Genomic DNA, 17,029 nt, shown 5'->3' with positions numbered 1-17,029 from the left:
TGACGAGAAAGGCACGAAGATGACGGAACTGACGCAGGCCTGGGGCGTGACGACAAGCGGATGCCGCCGCGCCGTGGTGATCGGGGCGGGCTCGATGGGCGCGGGCATCGCCGCGCAATTCGCCAACGCCGGCGTGCCGGTCGACCTGCTCGACATCCCGGCCGAGGGCAACCGCAACGCCCGCGCCGAGGCGGGCATCGCCGCGCAGCTGAAGGCGGGCGGTTTCGCCGGCCCCGGCCCCGCCGCGCTCGTGCGCCCCGGCAACGTCGAGGATGACATCGGCCGCATCGCCGAGGCCGACTGGATCATCGAGGCGGTGATCGAGAACCTCGAGGTCAAGCGCGCGCTCTTCGCCAAGGTCGCGCCGCTTCTGGCGCCGGGTGCCGTGGTGTCCTCGAACACCTCGACGATCCTGCGCGAGCTGCTGACCGAGGGCTTCGGCGCCGAGTTCGCCGCGCGCTTCGCGATCTCGCATTTCTTCAACCCGCCGCGGCACATGGCGCTGCTCGAGCTGGTCGCCGAGGACGGCGGGCCGGCGCAGGCCTTCATCCGCAAGGCGGGGCGCGCAGTGCTGGGCAAGACGGTGATCGACTGCCGCGACACCCCCGGCTTCATCGCGAACCGCATCGGCTGCACCTGGATGTCGATCGCCATGGTCGAGGCGCTGCGCCTTGGCCTGACGATCGAGGAGGCCGACGCCGTGCAGACCGTCTTCGGCATCCCGCGCACCGGCGTCTTCGGCCTGTCGGATCTGGTCGGCGTCGACATGATCCCGAGCATCTGGGGCTCGCTGATGGGCGAGCTGCCCGGCGACGACGCGATCAACCGCTTCGACCTGCCGGCGAACGCGCTGGTCAGGGACATGATCGCCAAGGGTCGTTTCGGCCGCAAATCGGGCGCGGGCTTCTACCGCAAGGCGGCCGACGGCAGCCGCGAGGTGATCGACCCGGCCACCGGCGAATACCGCGCGGTGCAGCCCGTCACCGTGCCCGGCGGCGGCAAGGACCTGGGCGCGCTTCTGGCCGATCAGGGCAAGCTTGGCGCCTATGCGCGCGAGGTGCTGGGCGAGGTGTTGCGCTATGCCGCGGCCCATGTCGCCGAGATCTCGACCGGCCCCGCGGCGCTTGATGCGGCGCTCGAGCTCGGCTTTGCCTGGCGCAAGGGCCCCTTCGCCATCGCCCAGGGCCTCGACGCCGCCAGCCGCGCCGCGCTGAACCTGCCGGCGATGCCCGCGGTGGTGAAGGACGCCTCGGCGCATGACCCGCTCGACCGGGCGAAGGCGGCAGGCACGAAGCTTGCCGGCAATGCCTCGGCCAGCCTGTGGGATCTGGGCGACGGCGTCGGCTGTCTCGAACTCACCACCAAGATGAACGCGGTCGACGACGGCGTCTTCGACATGATCGAGGAGACGCTGGGCAAGATCGGCGGCGCGGTGAAGGCGCTGGTGGTCGGCAACCACGACCCGCGCGCCTTCTCGGCCGGCGCCAACCTCGCCCGTTTCGTCGAGATGATCGAGAGCGCGAACTGGGACGCGATCGGTGGCTTCATCGCCCGCGGCCATGCGCTTTACCCGCTGCTGCGGCAGGCGCCGGTGCCCTCGGTCGCGGCGGTGCAGGGGATCACGCTCGGCGGCGGCTGCGAGCTGACGCTGCATTGCGCGGCCCGTGTCGTGCATCTCGAGGCGAAGATCGGCCTGCCCGAGCACACGCTTGGCATCCTGCCGGGCTGGGGCGGCTGCACCCGGCTGACCGCGCGGCTTGGCGCGGCGAAGGCCTTCGCGGCACTGACCCAGCCGCGCCCGGCGGGCTCGGCGCGCGAGGCGGCGACGCTTGGCTTCCTCGACCCCGCGACGACGCAGGTGGTGATGCACGCGGATGACCGGATCGGCGCGGCGATGCGGACTGCGCTGGCGATGATCGACGGTTACGAGGCGCTTGCGCCCGAGCGGATCACCACCGGCGGCGCCGAGGAGGCCGAGGCGATCCTCGCCCCGCGCCGCGAGATGGTGGCGGCGGGCAAGCTGTCGGCGGCCGATCTCGCGGTGCAGGAGCACATCGCCTCGGTCATCACCGGCGGCCCGCTTGGCGGCGAGCTGGCCGAGGAGGATCTGCGTGCGCTCGAGGCCCGCGCCTTCGTCGAGATGATGCAGGTGCCGCTGACGCTTGCCCGGATCAAGCACATCCTCGAGACCGGCAAGCCGCTGAAGACCTGATCAGACAACCTGCGGCCGGGCGCCCTGCCCGGCCACACCAAGGGAGGACCCATGGAGCACAACATCTACAACATCGGGGTGGAGAAGACCCCGGCGAACTATCTGCCGATCACGCCGCTGAGCCTGATGGACCGCTCGGCCAAGGTCTATCCGGACCGGCTTGCGGTGGTCTACGAGGGCGTGCGCCGCACCTGGGGGGAGACCTATGCGCGCTGCCTGAAGATGGCCTCGGCGCTGTCGAAGCGCGGCTATGGCAAGGGCGACACGATCTCGATCATGGCGACCAACATCCCCGAGATGTTCGAGTCGCATTTCTCGGTGCCGATGGCCGGCGCGGTGCTGAACGCGATCAACACCCGTCTCGATGCCGAGGCCGTGGCGTTCATCCTCAGCCATGCCGAAAGCAAGGTGATCTTCGTTGACCCGGAATTCGCCGAGATCGTCGACCGCGCCGTGCACATCGCCCGGCCGCGCGACCTGCTGGTGGTCGACATCACCGACCCGGCCTTCGGCGCGGCGCGCAAGATCGGCCAGATCGGCTATGAGGAGCTGCTGGCCGAGGGCGATGCCGATTTCCGCTGGATCCGCCCCGACGACGAATGGGACGCGATCACGCTGAACTACACCTCGGGCACCACCGGCAACCCGAAGGGCGTGATCTATCACCACCGCGGCGCGCATCTGAACGCGCTGGCGAATGTCGTGTCGTGGCACATGGGGGACCGGCCGGTCTACCTGTGGACGCTGCCGATGTTCCATTGCAACGGCTGGTGCTTCCCCTGGACCATCGCCGCCTCGGCGGGGGTCGCGGTCTGCCTGCGCGCGGTGCGCGACGAACCGATCTATCGCCTCATCAAGGAAGAGGGCGTCACCCATTTCTGCGGCGCCTCGGTGGTGCTGGCGATGCTGGTGCATGCGGCCCCCGAAATGAAGGACGGCCTGCAGAAGGGCGTCAAGGTGCTGACCGGCGGCGCCCCGCCGCCCGCGATCATCATCGAGAAGATGGAGGCGCTCGGCTTCGACGTCACCCATGGCTATGGCCTGACCGAGACCTACGGCCCCGGCGTCACCTGCGCCTGGCACGAGGAATGGGACGGGCTGTCGCTGCCCGAGCGCGCGAAACTCAAGGCGCGGCAGGGCGTGCGCAACCACGCGATGGAAGAGATCATGGTGGCGAACCCCGACACCCAGGAGCCGGTGCCGGCCGATGGAGTGACGATGGGCGAGATCTTCATGCGCGGCAACAACGTGATGAAGGGGTACCTCAAGAACCCCACCGCCACCGACGAGGCCTTTGCCGGCGGCTGGTTCGCCTCGGGCGACCTCGGCGTGATGCACCCCGATGGCTATATCGAGCTGAAGGACCGTTCGAAGGACATCATCATCTCGGGCGGCGAGAACATCTCCTCGATCGAGGTCGAGGACGTGCTCTACAAGCACCCCGAGGTGATGGAGGCGGCCGTCGTCGCCCGCCCGCACGAACGCTGGGGCGAGACGCCCTGCGCCTTCGTCAAGCTGCGCGCGGGCTCGGAAGTGACCGACAAGGAGCTCATCGCCTTCTGCCGGCAGAACATGGCGCATTTCAAGGCGCCGAAGACCGTGGTTTTCGGCGAGCTGCCGAAGACCTCGACCGGCAAGGTGCAGAAATTCGTGCTGCGCGACCGGGCGCGGCAGATGGAACTGCAGTCCTGAGACAGACCGGTTCGAAACCAGACCAGGGGCCCCGGTGGGGCCCCTTTCGCTGTCCGGCCCACATGTCCCGTCGCTGCATCGCGGCAAATCCGCATCGCCAGCTCACGCGGCCCTCGCGCAGGCTCACGGGCGCTTGACAGCGCCGCCCCCGATCGCGCAAGACGAACGCGCCTCGGTTCCGGGCCCAAAGTCCGGATGAAAAGGGAATGCGGTGCGCCTTCGGGTCATGCCGCAGCTGCCCCCGCAACTGTAAGCGGCGAGCGAAGACGGCAACTGCCACTGGGGCGATCCCCCGGGAAGGCCCGTCCGAGCCCAGACCCGCAAGCCAGGAGACCTGCCGCGGCACTCACCCTTGTCCGATGCGGGGCGCATCGGTTCAGCGGCCATCCGCAGTGGTGATTGTCGCCGTCTGCGGGATCTCCCGTCAGATTTCGTTTCACGAGGGGCCCTGCCCCGCCCTGAGGGAGTTCCGCATGCAAACCCTGCGCATCTCGCTGCTTCTCACCACCGCCCTTGTCACCGCGCTGCCCGCCGGCGCCGAGGACACCACCGCGCTCGACGAGATCACCGTCTCGGCCAATCTAGAGGCCACCGGCACCGATCGCACCGGCGCCACCGTCACCGTCGTCACCGCCGACGCGCTGGCCCAGGCCGGCGACACCCGCGTTGCCGATTACCTCGCGCGCCTGCCCGGGATTTCGGTGAACGGTTCGGGCCCGATCGGCACCACCGCGTCGCTCTATCTGCGCGGCGCGCCGGCGCAATACATCCCCGTGCTGGTCGACGGCATCGAGGTGGGCGATCCGGCCTCGCCCCAGGGGGCCTATGACTTCGGCACGCTCTCGACCGCCGATGTCAGCCGCATCGAGGTGCTCGAGGGCTCGAGCTCGGCGCTTTACGGCTCGCAGGCGGTGGCCGGCGTGATCAACATCACCACCAAGCGCGCAACGAAACCTGGCACCGAGCAGTCGGTCGCCACCGAATACGGCCAGTATGCCACCCGCAAGTTCAGCTATTCGGTCGCCACCAAGACCGAGAACGCCGAGGCCGCGCTGACCTATTCGCATCTCTCGACGCATGGCTTCTCGGCCCGCGACGAGAACGACGGCAATTACGAGGCCGATGGCTATCGCGCCAACCGGCTCAGCTTCTTCGGCCAGTACACTTTCGCGAACGGGCTGACGCTGGGCGCGAACGGCTTTGCCGAGAAGAGCTGGGGCGAATTCGACGATTACACCGGCGATGTCGCCGGCACGCCGGGCGACGACTTCACCACCCGCGACACCAAGGGCGCGCGGGTCTTTGCCGATTTCGTCACCGGCACCGTCGCCAACACGCTCGACGCGACCTGGTTCGACAGCGACCGGCAGTCGTGCTCGAACGGCTGGTGCGACCCGTTCGACGGCACCCGCACCAAGCTTGGCTATCAGGGCGCGACGGATCTGGGGGCGACGGCGCGGCTCGTCTTCGGCGCCGACACCACCAAGGAGAAATCCGCCGGCGCCTCGACCCGCACCAACGGTGTCTTCGGCGAGCTGAACTGGGCCGCGGCCGAAAAGCTCGACCTGACCTTCTCGCTGCGCCATGACGACCACAGCGATTTCGGCGGCTTCACCTCGGGCCGGATCGCGGCGGTCTACCGGCTGCAGGACGACCTTCTGCTGCGCGCCTCGCTCGGCAACGGCTTCCGCGCCCCCTCGCTCTATGAGCTTTTCAGCGTCTATGGCGACCCGGACCTGAAGCGCGAGGACAGCCAGAGCGCCGACATCGGCATCGAGAAACGCTGGGGCGAGACGGCGAGCCTGCGCGCCACGGCCTTCTATCTCGACGCCAAGAACCTGATCGGCTGGGATTACGCCGCCACCGCCTGCGGTCAGCCCTGGGGCTGCTATGCGCAGGTGCCGGGCCATTCGCGCCGCTCTGGGCTGGAACTGGCCGGCCATTACCGGGTCTCGCCGCGTCTCGATCTGGCCGCGGCCTATACCTACACCGACACTTCGGTCTCGACCGGCTGGGCGGCGGTCGCGCGTCATGACCTGACCGTCACCGCCACCGGCACGATCACCGAGGCACTGTCGGGCGACATGTCGGTGCATTACGTCGCCGACCGGCCCGACGGGATGCCCGAATATGCGGTGGTCAACGCCTCGCTCGACTATGACTTCGGCGAGGGGCGGACCGGCTATCTGCGGGTCGAGAACCTGTTCGACAAGGAATACCAGACGAACAAGGGCTATGGCACCTCGGACCGGGCCTTCTATGTCGGGCTCCGTGCGTCGTTCTGAGCGGCATAAGGGCTGGCGGGCGCTTGCGCTTGCCGCCGCGCTGATGCTGGCGCCCCCCGCCGCGGCCGAGGTGCCGCAGCGGGTGGTGTCGATCAACCTGTGCACCGACCAGCTGGCCATGCTGCTCGCCGCACCCGGGCAGCTTGTCTCGGTGTCGAACCTCGCCCGCGATCCGCTCGCCTCGGCGATGGCCGAGGAGGCCGCGGCCTATCCCGAGAACCACGGCCTTGCCGAAGAGGTCTTCGCGCTGCGCCCCGATCTGGTGCTGGCGGGCACCTATACCAGCCCCGCGACGACGGGCCTGCTGCGTCGCCTCGGCGTGCGGGTCGAGACCTTCGCCCCCGCCTCCGACATGGCGGCCGTGCGCGCCGAGATCCTCGCCATGGGCACCGCCCTCGGCCGTGACGAGGCCGCCCGCGCGATGGTGGCGCAGTTCGACGCCGATCTGGCCGCGCTGCGCGCCGATCCCGCCACCGGCCCGCGCGCCGCACTCTACTATGCCAACAGCTATTCGCTGGGCGACAAGACGCTTTCGGGCCAGATCCTCGCCGCTGCCGGGTTCCGCAATGTCGGTGCCGAGGCGGGGCTGAGCATCGGCGGCACCCTGCCGCTCGAGGTGCTGATCCTCGCCCATCCCGATCTCATCGTCTCGGGGCAGCGCTATCCCGGCGCCTCGCGCTCGGAAGAGGTGCTCGACCACCCGGCGCTCGCCGCGCTCGGCACCGCCTCGGCGCGGGCGGCGATGGCGGATCGTGACTGGATCTGCGGAACGCCCTATGTTCTGCGCGCCGTGCGGGCGCTGCGTGCCGCCCGCGACGGCCTGACGGAGTGACCATGCGCCTGCCCTATCCCGCGCTTCTTGCCGCGCTCGGCCTTGCCGGCGCCCTGCTGTTCCTCGCCTCGCTGCTGGTCGGCCCGGCGGCGATCGGGCTGTCGGACAGCCTCGCCGCGCTGATCCATGGTCAGGGCGAGGCGGTGACGCTGGTGATGCGCGAGGTGCGGCTGCCGCGCGCGATCCTCGGCGCGGCGATCGGCGCGGCGCTCGGGCTGTCGGGCGCGCTGCTGCAGGGGCTGTTGCGCAACCCGCTGGCCGAGCCCGGGCTGATCGGCACCTCCTCCTCGGCGGCGCTCGGCGCGGTGCTGGCGATCCAGACCGGGGTCTCGGCGGCCTTTGCGCTCGCCCTGCCGCTTGCCGCGCTTGCGGGCGCGCTTGCCTCGGTCGCGGTGCTGCTGCTGCTCTCGGGCCCGCGCGGCTCGACGCTGACGCTGATCCTGGCGGGCATCGGGATCTCGTCGCTCGCCACCGCCACCACGGCGCTGATCCTGAACCTCTCGCCCAACCCCTTTGCCGCGAACGAGATCATCTTCTGGATGATGGGCTCGCTTGCCGACCGCTCGATGCTGCATGTGCAGCTGGCGCTGCCCTTCCTCGGCCTTGGCGCGCTGCTGGCGATCCCCGCCGCGCGCAGCCTCGACGCGCTGACGCTGGGCGAGGATGCGGCGGCCTCGATTGGGGTGAACCTGCGCCGGCTGCGGCTGCTGACGGTGCTGGCCGCCGCGCTGATGGTCGGCGCCGCGACCGCCGTCGCCGGTGCCGTGGGCTTTGTCGGCCTCGTCGTGCCGCACCTGCTGCGCCGCGCCTGTGACGCGCGGCCCAGCCGGCTGCTGGCCGCCTCGGCGCTTGGCGGGGCGGCGGTGGTGCTGGCGGCCGATGTCGCGGTGCGCCTGATCGCGCCGGACCGCGACCTGAAACTGGGCGTGCTGACCGCGCTTGTCGGCGCGCCCTTCTTCCTGCACCTGATCTTGCGCACCCGGCAGGAGGGGCTGTGATGCGGCTTGTCCTCGATCATCTGACCGTCCGCCGCGGCCCCTGCCCGGTGCTGCATGATATTTCCCTGACGCTGGCTGAGGGCGAATTCGTCGGCCTTCTGGGCCCGAACGGCGCCGGCAAGACCACGCTTCTGCGCGCGGCGCTTGGGCTCTTGCCGGCCGGGGGACACTCGTCGATCGCCGCATTGCCGCCCGCCGCCCGCGCCCGTGCCGCGGCCTTCCTGCCGCAGGGCCGCGAGATCGCCTGGCCGATGCCGGTCGAGACGCTGGTCGCACTCGGTCGTCCCGGCCGCCGGCCCGAGGATACCGCCGCCGTTGCCCGCGCCATCGACCGGCTCGGCCTTGCCCCCCTGCGGCCGCGCCGCGCGACCGAGCTTTCGGGCGGCGAACAGGCGCGCGTGCTGCTCGCCCGCGCGCTGGCACAGGAGGCGCCGCTGCTGCTGGCCGACGAACCCACCGCCGGGCTTGATCCCGAGCAGCAGCTTGCGGTGATGACGCTCTTTGCCGGGCTTGCGGCCGAGGGCGGCACGGTGCTCGCCTCGCTCCATGACCTCGGCCTTGCGGCACGGCACTGCACCCGGCTGATCGTGCTCGACACCGGCCGGATCGTTGCCGACGGCGCCCCCCGCGCGGTGCTGACCGAGGCGCTGCTGGCCGGCACCTTCGGCATCCGCGCGCACCTGTCCGAGGGCCCCGAGGGGCTGATCTTCCAGCCGCTCGGCCGGGTCGCGCGATGATCGTCACCTGCGACCGGCCCTGGCTTTGCGCCGATCTCGGCGCGCCGCACCGGGTGCTCAGCTGGGCCGTGCACAACGGCGGGCTCACCCGCGCCCCGGCGATCTGGTGGCGCGAGGTGCGCAATGCCGACCTGCCCGCCGATCTTGACGTCACGCCCTGGCTTGCGCGCGAGATGGCGGGGCGGGGCGGGGCCGATGCCGTCGGCCTGCTCACCTCGCGCGACATCCGCGCCCATGCCCTGACCCGCGCCGAGGTCGAGGGCGTGACGGTCGAGGCGCTGACCACCGCGGGCCTCTCGAATGCCGAGGCCGTGGGCCGGCGGCAGGACTGGGCCGGCATGGACTGGGGCACGATCAACATCGCCGTGCAGATCCATGCCGCACTGACCGAGCCCGCGCTTTTCGAGGCGCTCAGCATCGCGACCGAAGCCCGCACCGCGGCGGTGATCGAGGCGGCGATCGAGCTGCCAACCGGGCTTGCCACCGGCACCGGCACCGACTGCATCGCGATCGCCGCGCGCGAGGCGGGCCCCGCCCTGCCCCACGCCGGCCTGCACACCGCGCTTGGCGAGGCGATCGGCGCCGCGGTACGCGCGGGCGTCGCCCGCTGCATCGCCGACTGGCGCATCGACATCCACCGGCTGCGGCGCCTGAAGGCGGAGGGCAAGCCGCTCGACTGACCCCGAACTTCGATTTCACTCATAATCTTTACGAAAATTATGAATTTGCGCGCGGGTTGCCGGCGCAGTAGGGTCTTTGCTGCTTTGCAAGGAGGCCCGTACGCCGATGATCAACCTTCGCCTGCCCCGCACCGAGGCCTTCGCCCGCCTCGAGGCGCTTTCCCGCGAGCGCATCCTGATCCTCGACGGCGCCATGGGCACGCAGATCCAGAGCCTTGGCCTGAGCGAAGAGGATTATACCGGCTGCGGCGGCGGCTGCGCCTGCCACATCCATTCGGACAAGCCGCAGAAGGGCAACAACGACCTGCTGATCCTGACCCAGCCCGAGGCGATCGAGGAGATCCACCTGCGCTATGCCCGCGCCGGTGCCGACATCGTCGAGACCAACACCTTTTCCTCGACCACCATCGCGCAGGCCGATTACGGCATGGAAGACAAGGTGTTCGAGCTGAACCGCGAGGGCGCCCGCCTGGCCCGCCGGGCGATGGACCGCGCCGAGGCCGAGGACGGCCGGCCGCGCTTCGTCGCCGGCGCCGTCGGGCCCACGAACCGCACCGCCTCGATCAGCCCAGACGTGAACGATCCGGGCTATCGCGCTGTCACCTTCGACGACCTGCGCCGCGCCTATGGCGAGCAGGTGCGCGGCCTGATCGCCGGCGGCTCGGACCTGATCCTGATCGAGACGATCTTCGACACGCTGAACGCCAAGGCCGCGATCTTCGCCTGTTTCGAGGCCTTCGCCGAGCACGGCGCGCGGCTGCCGCTGATGATCTCGGGCACGATCACCGATGCCTCGGGGCGCACCCTCTCGGGCCAGACGCCGACCGCCTTCTGGTATTCGGTGCAGCACGCGCAGCCCTTCACCGTGGGGCTGAACTGCGCCCTTGGCGCCGCCGCGATGCGCCCGCATCTGGCGGAACTGTCGGCCGTTGCCGACACGAGGATCTGCGCCTATCCGAACGCCGGTCTGCCGAATGCCTTCGGCCAGTATGACGAGGGCCCCGAGGACACCGCCCGGCAAGTGGCCGACTTCGCCCGCGAGGGGCTGGTGAACGTCGTCGGCGGCTGCTGCGGCACCACGCCCGAGCATATCCGCGCCATCGCCGAGGCGGTGCGTCCCTTCGCCCCCCGCAAGATCCCCGCCTGAGGTACGACCATGACCAACCACCTGCTGCGCCTCTCCGGGCTCGAACCCTTCACCCTCACCCCCGACATCCCCTTCGTGAACGTGGGCGAGCGCACCAACGTCACCGGCTCGGCGCGGTTCCGCAAGCTGATCACCAATCGCGACTATGCCGCGGCGCTGGAAGTGGCCCGTAGCCAGGTCGAGAACGGCGCACAGGTGATCGACATCAACATGGACGAGGGGCTGATCGATTCGAAGGCCGCGATGGTCGAGTTCCTGAACCTCGTCGCCGCCGAGCCCGACATCGCCCGCGTGCCGGTGATGATCGACAGCTCGAAATGGGAGGTGATCGAGGCCGGCCTGCAATGCGTGCAGGGCAAGCCGATCGTCAACTCGATCAGCCTGAAGGAGGGCGAGGACGCCTTCCGCGCCCATGCCTCGCTCTGCCTCGCCTATGGCGCCGCGGTGGTGGTGATGGCCTTCGACGAAAAGGGCCAGGCCGACAGTTTCGAGCGCAAGACCCGGATCTGCGAGCGCGCCTATCGCATCCTCGTGGACGAGCTCGGCTTCCCGCCCGAGGACATCATCTTCGACCCGAACATCTTCGCGGTGGCGACGGGAATCGAGGAACACGACAATTACGGCGTCGACTTCATCGAGGCGACGCGCTGGATCAGGCAGAACCTGCCTTACGCCCATGTCTCGGGCGGGGTGTCGAACCTATCGTTCAGCTTCCGCGGCAACGAACCGGTGCGCGAGGCGATGCACGCGGTCTTCCTCTACCACGCCATTCAGGCGGGGATGGACATGGGCATCGTCAACGCCGGCCAGCTTGCCGTCTACGACCAGATCGACCCCGAGCTGCGCGAGGCCTGCGAGGACGTGGTGCTGAACCGCGCCCCCAAGGTCGGCGGCACCGCGACCGAACGGCTTCTGACCATCGCCGAACGCTTCAAGGGCGCGGGCGCGAAGGAGGAGAAGGCGCGCGACCTCGCCTGGCGCGACTGGCCGGTGGCGAAGCGGCTCGAACATGCGCTGGTCAACGGCATCACCGAATTCATCGAGGCCGACACCGAGGAGGCCCGTCAGGCCGCCACCCGTCCGCTCGATGTGATCGAGGGGCCGCTGATGGCCGGCATGAACGTCGTCGGCGACCTCTTCGGCGCGGGCAAGATGTTCCTGCCGCAGGTGGTGAAATCGGCCCGTGTGATGAAACAGGCGGTGGCGGTGCTGCTGCCTTACATGGAAGAGGAAAAGGCCGCGAATGGCGGCACCGGCCGCGAGACCGCAGGCAAGGTGCTGATGGCGACGGTGAAGGGCGATGTGCACGACATCGGCAAGAACATCGTCGGCGTCGTGCTGGCGTGCAACAATTACGAGATCATCGACCTTGGCGTGATGGTGCCGCCGCAGAAGATCCTCGAGGTGGCGAAGGCCGAGCAGGTCGACGCGATCGGGCTCTCGGGTCTGATCACCCCCTCGCTCGACGAGATGGTGCACATGGCCGCCGAGCTCGAGCGCGAGGGCTTCGACATTCCGCTGCTGATCGGCGGCGCGACCACCTCGAAGGTGCATACGGCGGTGAAGATCGCGCCGCGCTACACCCACAGCCAGGCGGTCTATGTCACCGATGCGAGCCGCGCCGTGGGCGTCGTCAGCCAGCTGCTGAGCGCCGAGCACAAGGTCGCCTATATCGACCAGGTCCGCGCCGAGTATCGCGACGTGGCCGAGCGGCACGAGCGCGCGGAACTGGCGAAGCAGCGCCTGCCGCTGGCCGAGGCGCGGGCGAATGCGCTGGCGATCGACTGGGCGGGCTATGCCGCGCCGGCGCCGCGCTTCCTCGGCACGAAGGTTCTGGCCGACTGGGACCTGGCCGAGATCGCGCGCTATATCGACTGGACCCCGTTCTTCCAGACCTGGGAGCTGAAGGGCATCTATCCGCGCATCCTCGAGGACGAGAAGCAGGGCGAGGCGGCGCGCGCGCTGTTCGCCGATGCGCAGGCGATGCTTGACCGCATCATCGCCGAGAAGTGGTTCAACCCCAAGGCGGTGGTTGGCTTCTGGCCGGCGAATGCCGAGGGCGACGACATCCGGCTCTTCACCGGCGAGGACCGGGCGACGCCGCTGGCCACGCTGCACACCCTGCGCCAGCAGACCCGCAAGCGCGAGGGCCGGCCGAACGTGGCGCTGGCCGATTTCGTCGGCCCGGCGGGCGTGCCCGACCATGTCGGCGGCTTCGTGGTGACCGCGGGCCCCGAGGAGCAGGAAATCGCCGCGCGCTATGAACGCGCCAATGACGACTATGGCGCGATCATGGTCAAGGCGCTGGCCGACCGCATCGCCGAGGCGCTGGCCGAGCTGCTGCATGCCCGCGTGCGGCGCGAGTTCTGGGCCTATGCGCCCGACGAGGGCTATTCCCCCGAGGAGCTGATCGCCGAGCCCTATCGCGGCATCCGCCCCGCCCCGGGCTATCCCGCCCAGCCCGACCACACCGAGAAGGTCACGCTCTTCGATCTGCTCGACGCCACCGAAGCGACCGGGGTGACGCTGACCGACAGCATGGCGATGTGGCCCGGCTCGTCGGTCTCGGGCCTCTATATCGCCCATCCCGAGGCCTATTACTTCGGCGTCGCCCGGGTCGAACGCGATCAGGCCGAGGATTACGCCCGTCGCAAGGGCATGACGCTCGCCGAGGCCGAGCGCTGGCTTGCCCCGGTGCTGAACTACGTTCCGGTGGCCAGCTCGGCCGCCTGAACCCTCCTCCGCAGACAAGAAAACGCCCGCCGGAAATGGCGGGCGTTTCAGTCTGTGAGTGGTGGCTCTTGCCGGCCCCTGAACGGGTCAGACCTCGACCTCGACCTTGCCCATCGGGTTCGAGCAGCAGGCAAGGATCCAGCCCTCTTCGATATCCTCGTCCGAGATCCCGCCGTTGTGCACCATGTGCACCTCGCCCGAGACCTTCTTCACCTTGCAGGTGCCGCACAGCCCGAAGGTGCAGCCCGAGGGGATGTTCAGCCCCGACCGCTTGGCGACGGCCAGGATCGTGTCGGTCTCGGCGCAGGGCGCGGTGACGCCGCTTTCGGTGAAGGTGACCTCGGCCTTCACCCCTTCCTCGGGGGTGACGTCCTCGATCACCGGCGCCTCGGCCTCGGTCGCCACCGGGGCACCGAAGCTTTCCTGGTGGTAATGCTCCATGTCATAGCCGAGCGAGATCAGCATCTCGCGCACTGCCTGCATGAAGGGCTCGGGCCCGCAGCAGAACACCTCGCGCTCCAGATAGTCGGGTGCCATCAGGCCCAGCATGATCTGGTTCAGCCGGCCGTGATAGCCGGGCCAGAAGCGGAACGGATCCGGCTCCTCGACGGTCAGGCGCAGCTGCAGCCCCGGCACCCGGTTCGCGAACTGCTCCAGCCGCTCGCGGAAGATGATGTCCGAGGGCCGGCGCGCGGCGTGGACGAAGGCGATGTCGGGCATCTCGCCCGAATCCCAGGCCCAGGTGGTCATCGACATCATCGGGGTGATCCCCGAGCCCGCCGAGATGAACAGGTATTTCTTCGCCGGGTGGCGCAGGAAGGAGAAGATCCCCGAGGGCCCGAAGGCGCGGATCCGCATCCCGGGCTTCAGGTGATCGAGCATCCAGCGCGTGCCGATGCTGTCCTTCTGCGCCTTCACCGTGACCGAGATCGAGAGCGGCCGCGACGGGCTCGACGAGATCGTGTAGGTGCGCTGCACGTTCCCGGCCGCCCCCTTCGCCGGATCGACCGGCAGGTCGAGGGTGACGAACTGCCCCGGCTGATAGTCGAACCACGCGCCCGAGGGCGCGCGGAAGGTGAAGGTGGCGGTGTCGGAGGTCTCCGGCACCACCATCGCGCATTCAAGCGGCTCCGAATCCTGCCAGGGCTCGGCGCCCCAGTTCAGCCGGGGTTTCGCCATCCGATCACTCCGCCGCCAGCGCGGGTCGGGGCGCAAGACGCGCCGACATCAGGTCGCAATACCAGTCGATGAACTGGATCACGCCCTCCTCGACCACGGTCGAATAGGGGCCGGGCTCGTAGGCCGGCGACAGGATGCCCTTCTGGTTCTCCTCGACGACGCGGCGGTCTTCGTCATTCGTCGCTTCCCAGACCTCGGTCAGTTCCTTGAGGTTGTAATCCTCGCCCTCGACCGCATCCTTCGGCACCAGCCAGGTGGTGGTGACGAGGGTTTCCGTGGCGCTGACCGGCAGCACCCGGAAGACGATCGCGTGATCGGCGAGGAAGTGGTTCCAGCTGTTGGGGTAGTGGTAGAACAGCAGCGAGCCGGCATCGAAGAAGGGCATCTGCCCCATCAGCTTGTTGACCGCGCGCTTCGTGCTCATGGTGTAGCTCTCGGCGTTGTTCAGCAGCGGAATGCGGGCCAGACGCCACTGCATCTTCGGCTCGTTGGTGAAGCGCGAGGGCAGGCCGGCCTCCTCGCAGCGCTTCCAGTGCTCGAGGATCTCGGGCGCGGCGCTGTCGGGGCCTTCCATCGCGGTCATCGTCGGGCTGTCGGAATAGGTGCGGCACAGCGAGGGGTGCGAGCCGCCGCAGTGATAGCACTCGCGGTTGTTTTCCAGCACGAGCTTCCAGTTGCCCTTCTCGACGATGGTCGAGGTGAAGGCGACCTTGGCCTCCGCGATGCCCGAGGGGGCGAGATAGGTCGACAGCTTCTCTTCCAGAAGCGCGGTGTCGGGGGGCGTGTCCGCGAGGCAGACGAAGACCATGCCACCGATGGTCTTGCACGCCACCGGCTTCAGCCCGTGCGCCGCCGGGTCGAAGCTCTGCTGCATGTCCTTCGCGTAAAGCAGCCGGCCGTCCAGCTCGTAGGTCCACTGGTGATAGGGGCACACGATCTTCGGCGCCGAGCCGGTTTCCTTCGCGCACAGCCGCTGGCCGCGGTGGCGGCAGACGTTGTGGAAGGCGCGGATCGCGCCGTCGGCGCCGCGCACGATGACGACCGGATAGGCGCCGATCTGCAGCGTCGCATAAGCGCCGGTCTTGGTCAGCTGCACCGCCGGAATCGCGAACAGCCATTCCTTGTACCAGATCTGCTCGAGATCCGCCTCGAAGACGCCCGGATCGCAGTAGAGATCGCGTTCGAGCGCATAGTTCGGGCGGCGTGCATCGAGAAGCGCGCGGATTTCGGTCTTGCCCAGCATGTGGCACCTCTGTTGGCTCCGCGCCTTGCGCACGGATCGGGCTGAAGGGGGGCGGCAGGCCGCCGTGACTCGCTGCGGACGGGGCCGCATGAGCCCACTCTAGCCAGAGTTTTCGTGGCGCCGATCAACATTTGCGACACCGGATCGACGGAAAAAGACCTGCCGCTTCGCGCCGCCGCGGATGCAGCAGGATTGTTGACGCATCGCCCTGCCCGCGCCTAGGCTTTCCCCGGCCAAACCGGAGCGCCCATGGACATCCGCACCTACACCGCCTTCGCCGCCACCGCCGAGACACTGAACGTCACCCGCGCGGCCGAACGGCTGAACCTGACGCAATCGGCGCTGTCGCGGCAGATCAAGGCGCTCGAGGATCACCTGGGCGTGGCACTGTTCGAGAAGGCCGGGCGCAACATCCGCCTGACCGCCGCGGGCGAGGCGCTGCGTGGCCGCGTCGGTGCGGTGCTTGCCGCCGATCGCAGCCTGCTGGCCTGCGCCGAGGATCTGGCGAAGGGCGACGCCGGGCTTTTGCGCGTCGGCGCCTGCTCGCAGATGATCGAGCGCTATCTGCCCACCTTCCTGCGCGGCTGGCGCGCGGCCAATCCGGGGATCGAGCTGCGGCTCGAGGATGGCGGCGGGCCGGAACTGGCCGGCAAGCTCAAGGACGGGCAGCTGCACCTGACCCTCTCAGCCGCGCCCTCGGCGCCGATCGACGTGCTCGAAAGCCTGCCGCTCGGCCAGCTCGGCTTTCTCGCCGTGGCCGAGCCGGAACTGTTGCCCGAGGGCAATGCGCCGGTTGAACTGGCCGATCTGCTCGACCGGCCGATCCTGACGCTGAACCGCCGCCATGCCTCGCGCGAGGTGTTCGACGCCGCCTGCCGGGTCTCGGGGACCGTCGCCGACATCGTGCTGGAAAGCTATTCGCCGCACACGCTGTTCGCCATGGCCGAGGGCGGCAACGGCATCGCGGTGGTGCCCTCCTCGGCCAAGCCCCCGGTCGAGCGGCTGGTGAGCCGGCCGATCGCACTGAATGGCGACCCGGTGCAGTTCGGCATCTGCGCGATGTGGAACGCGCGGGCCGGGCTGCCGCTCTATGGCCGGCGCTTCATCGAGGAGCTCGGCGCCCATATCCGCGCCGATCAGGCCCCCGAGGACGGCCGCCTGCCCGCCGCCCGCTATGGCCGGCTGCAGGTGGTCTGACCCCCGGATCCATTCCGGTTTCGCATCGGTTTTGGTCGAAATTATTCATTGGACCGTGCTGCGCGCGCGCGACTAGCCTGACCGGATCGGCCCG

12 protein-coding genes and 1 riboswitch are annotated in these 17,029 nt (G+C 69.3%); of the genes, 10 read left to right on the top strand and 2 right to left on the bottom strand.

The genetic code is table 11. The features are described 5' to 3' along the window. Positions 1 to 19 precede the first annotated feature (19 nt). From DYS74_RS00400 to metH, 9 genes are all read left to right on the top strand, one after another. Positions 20 to 2,212 carry a 3-hydroxyacyl-CoA dehydrogenase/enoyl-CoA hydratase family protein gene (locus tag DYS74_RS00400; RefSeq protein WP_121530188.1) on the top strand — a complete coding sequence of 731 codons (2,193 nt, stop codon included), beginning with the start codon at positions 20 to 22 and terminating at the stop codon, positions 2,210 to 2,212. 51 nt (positions 2,213 to 2,263) lie between these two features. Further along, positions 2,264 to 3,904, top strand: coding sequence for an acyl-CoA synthetase (locus DYS74_RS00395; RefSeq protein ID WP_121530187.1), 1,641 nt, complete (start codon positions 2,264 to 2,266; stop codon positions 3,902 to 3,904). Positions 3,905 to 4,060: 156 nt separating this feature from the next. Next, a riboswitch (cobalamin riboswitch) is annotated at positions 4,061 to 4,260 on the top strand. A 117-nt stretch (positions 4,261 to 4,377) separates the two neighbouring features. Further along, on the top strand, positions 4,378 to 6,189 hold the full coding sequence (locus DYS74_RS00390) for a TonB-dependent receptor plug domain-containing protein (protein WP_183077413.1): 1,812 nt from the start codon (positions 4,378 to 4,380) through the stop codon (positions 6,187 to 6,189). Further along, positions 6,164 to 7,021, top strand: a complete 858-nt coding sequence (locus DYS74_RS00385) for an ABC transporter substrate-binding protein (protein ID WP_121530185.1) — start codon at positions 6,164 to 6,166, stop codon at positions 7,019 to 7,021. The genes DYS74_RS00390 and DYS74_RS00385 overlap by 26 nt, the downstream gene beginning before the upstream one ends. Before the next feature lie 8 nt (positions 7,022 to 7,029). After that, positions 7,030 to 8,019 carry a FecCD family ABC transporter permease gene (locus DYS74_RS00380; protein WP_121530459.1) on the top strand — a complete coding sequence of 330 codons (990 nt, stop codon included), beginning with the start codon at positions 7,030 to 7,032 and terminating at the stop codon, positions 8,017 to 8,019. Further along, positions 8,019 to 8,756, top strand: a complete 738-nt coding sequence (locus DYS74_RS00375) for an ABC transporter ATP-binding protein (protein ID WP_121530184.1) — start codon at positions 8,019 to 8,021, stop codon at positions 8,754 to 8,756. The genes DYS74_RS00380 and DYS74_RS00375 overlap by 1 nt, the downstream gene beginning before the upstream one ends. After that, entirely contained in the window at positions 8,753 to 9,436 is a 684-nt protein-coding gene (locus tag DYS74_RS00370) for an adenosylcobinamide amidohydrolase (protein WP_121530183.1), read from the top strand. Before DYS74_RS00375 ends, DYS74_RS00370 begins: the two co-directional genes overlap by 4 nt. Positions 9,437 to 9,542: 106 nt before the next feature. Beyond that, complete coding sequence (locus DYS74_RS18860; protein WP_121530182.1) at positions 9,543 to 10,583, top strand: homocysteine S-methyltransferase family protein; 1,041 nt, start codon at positions 9,543 to 9,545, stop codon at positions 10,581 to 10,583. 9 nt (positions 10,584 to 10,592) lie between these two features. Next, a complete protein-coding gene (gene metH, locus DYS74_RS00360; protein WP_121530181.1) occupies positions 10,593 to 13,316 on the top strand; it encodes a methionine synthase in 2,724 nt (907 codons plus the stop codon). Positions 13,317 to 13,403: 87 nt separating this feature from the next. On the opposite strand, the gene DYS74_RS00355 is transcribed toward metH, so the two are convergent. Further along, positions 13,404 to 14,495, bottom strand: coding sequence for a hybrid-cluster NAD(P)-dependent oxidoreductase (locus tag DYS74_RS00355; RefSeq protein WP_121530180.1), 1,092 nt, complete (start codon positions 14,493 to 14,495; stop codon positions 13,404 to 13,406). Positions 14,496 to 14,499: 4 nt separating this feature from the next. Further along, positions 14,500 to 15,738 carry an aromatic ring-hydroxylating oxygenase subunit alpha gene (locus DYS74_RS00350; protein WP_121530179.1) on the bottom strand — a complete coding sequence of 413 codons (1,239 nt, stop codon included), beginning with the start codon at positions 15,736 to 15,738 and terminating at the stop codon, positions 14,500 to 14,502. 249 nt (positions 15,739 to 15,987) lie between these two features. Here DYS74_RS00350 and DYS74_RS00345 point away from each other — a divergent pair, with 249 nt between their 5' ends. Then, positions 15,988 to 16,935 carry a LysR family transcriptional regulator gene (locus tag DYS74_RS00345; RefSeq protein WP_121530178.1) on the top strand — a complete coding sequence of 316 codons (948 nt, stop codon included), beginning with the start codon at positions 15,988 to 15,990 and terminating at the stop codon, positions 16,933 to 16,935. The last annotated feature ends 94 nt before the right edge of the window (positions 16,936 to 17,029 follow it).

The sequence above is a fragment of the Paenirhodobacter hankyongi genome, assembly GCF_003664585.1.
Classification (GTDB): domain Bacteria; phylum Pseudomonadota; class Alphaproteobacteria; order Rhodobacterales; family Rhodobacteraceae; genus Rhodobacter; species Rhodobacter hankyongi.
This window is presented reverse-complemented; position numbering and strand designations above follow the sequence as displayed.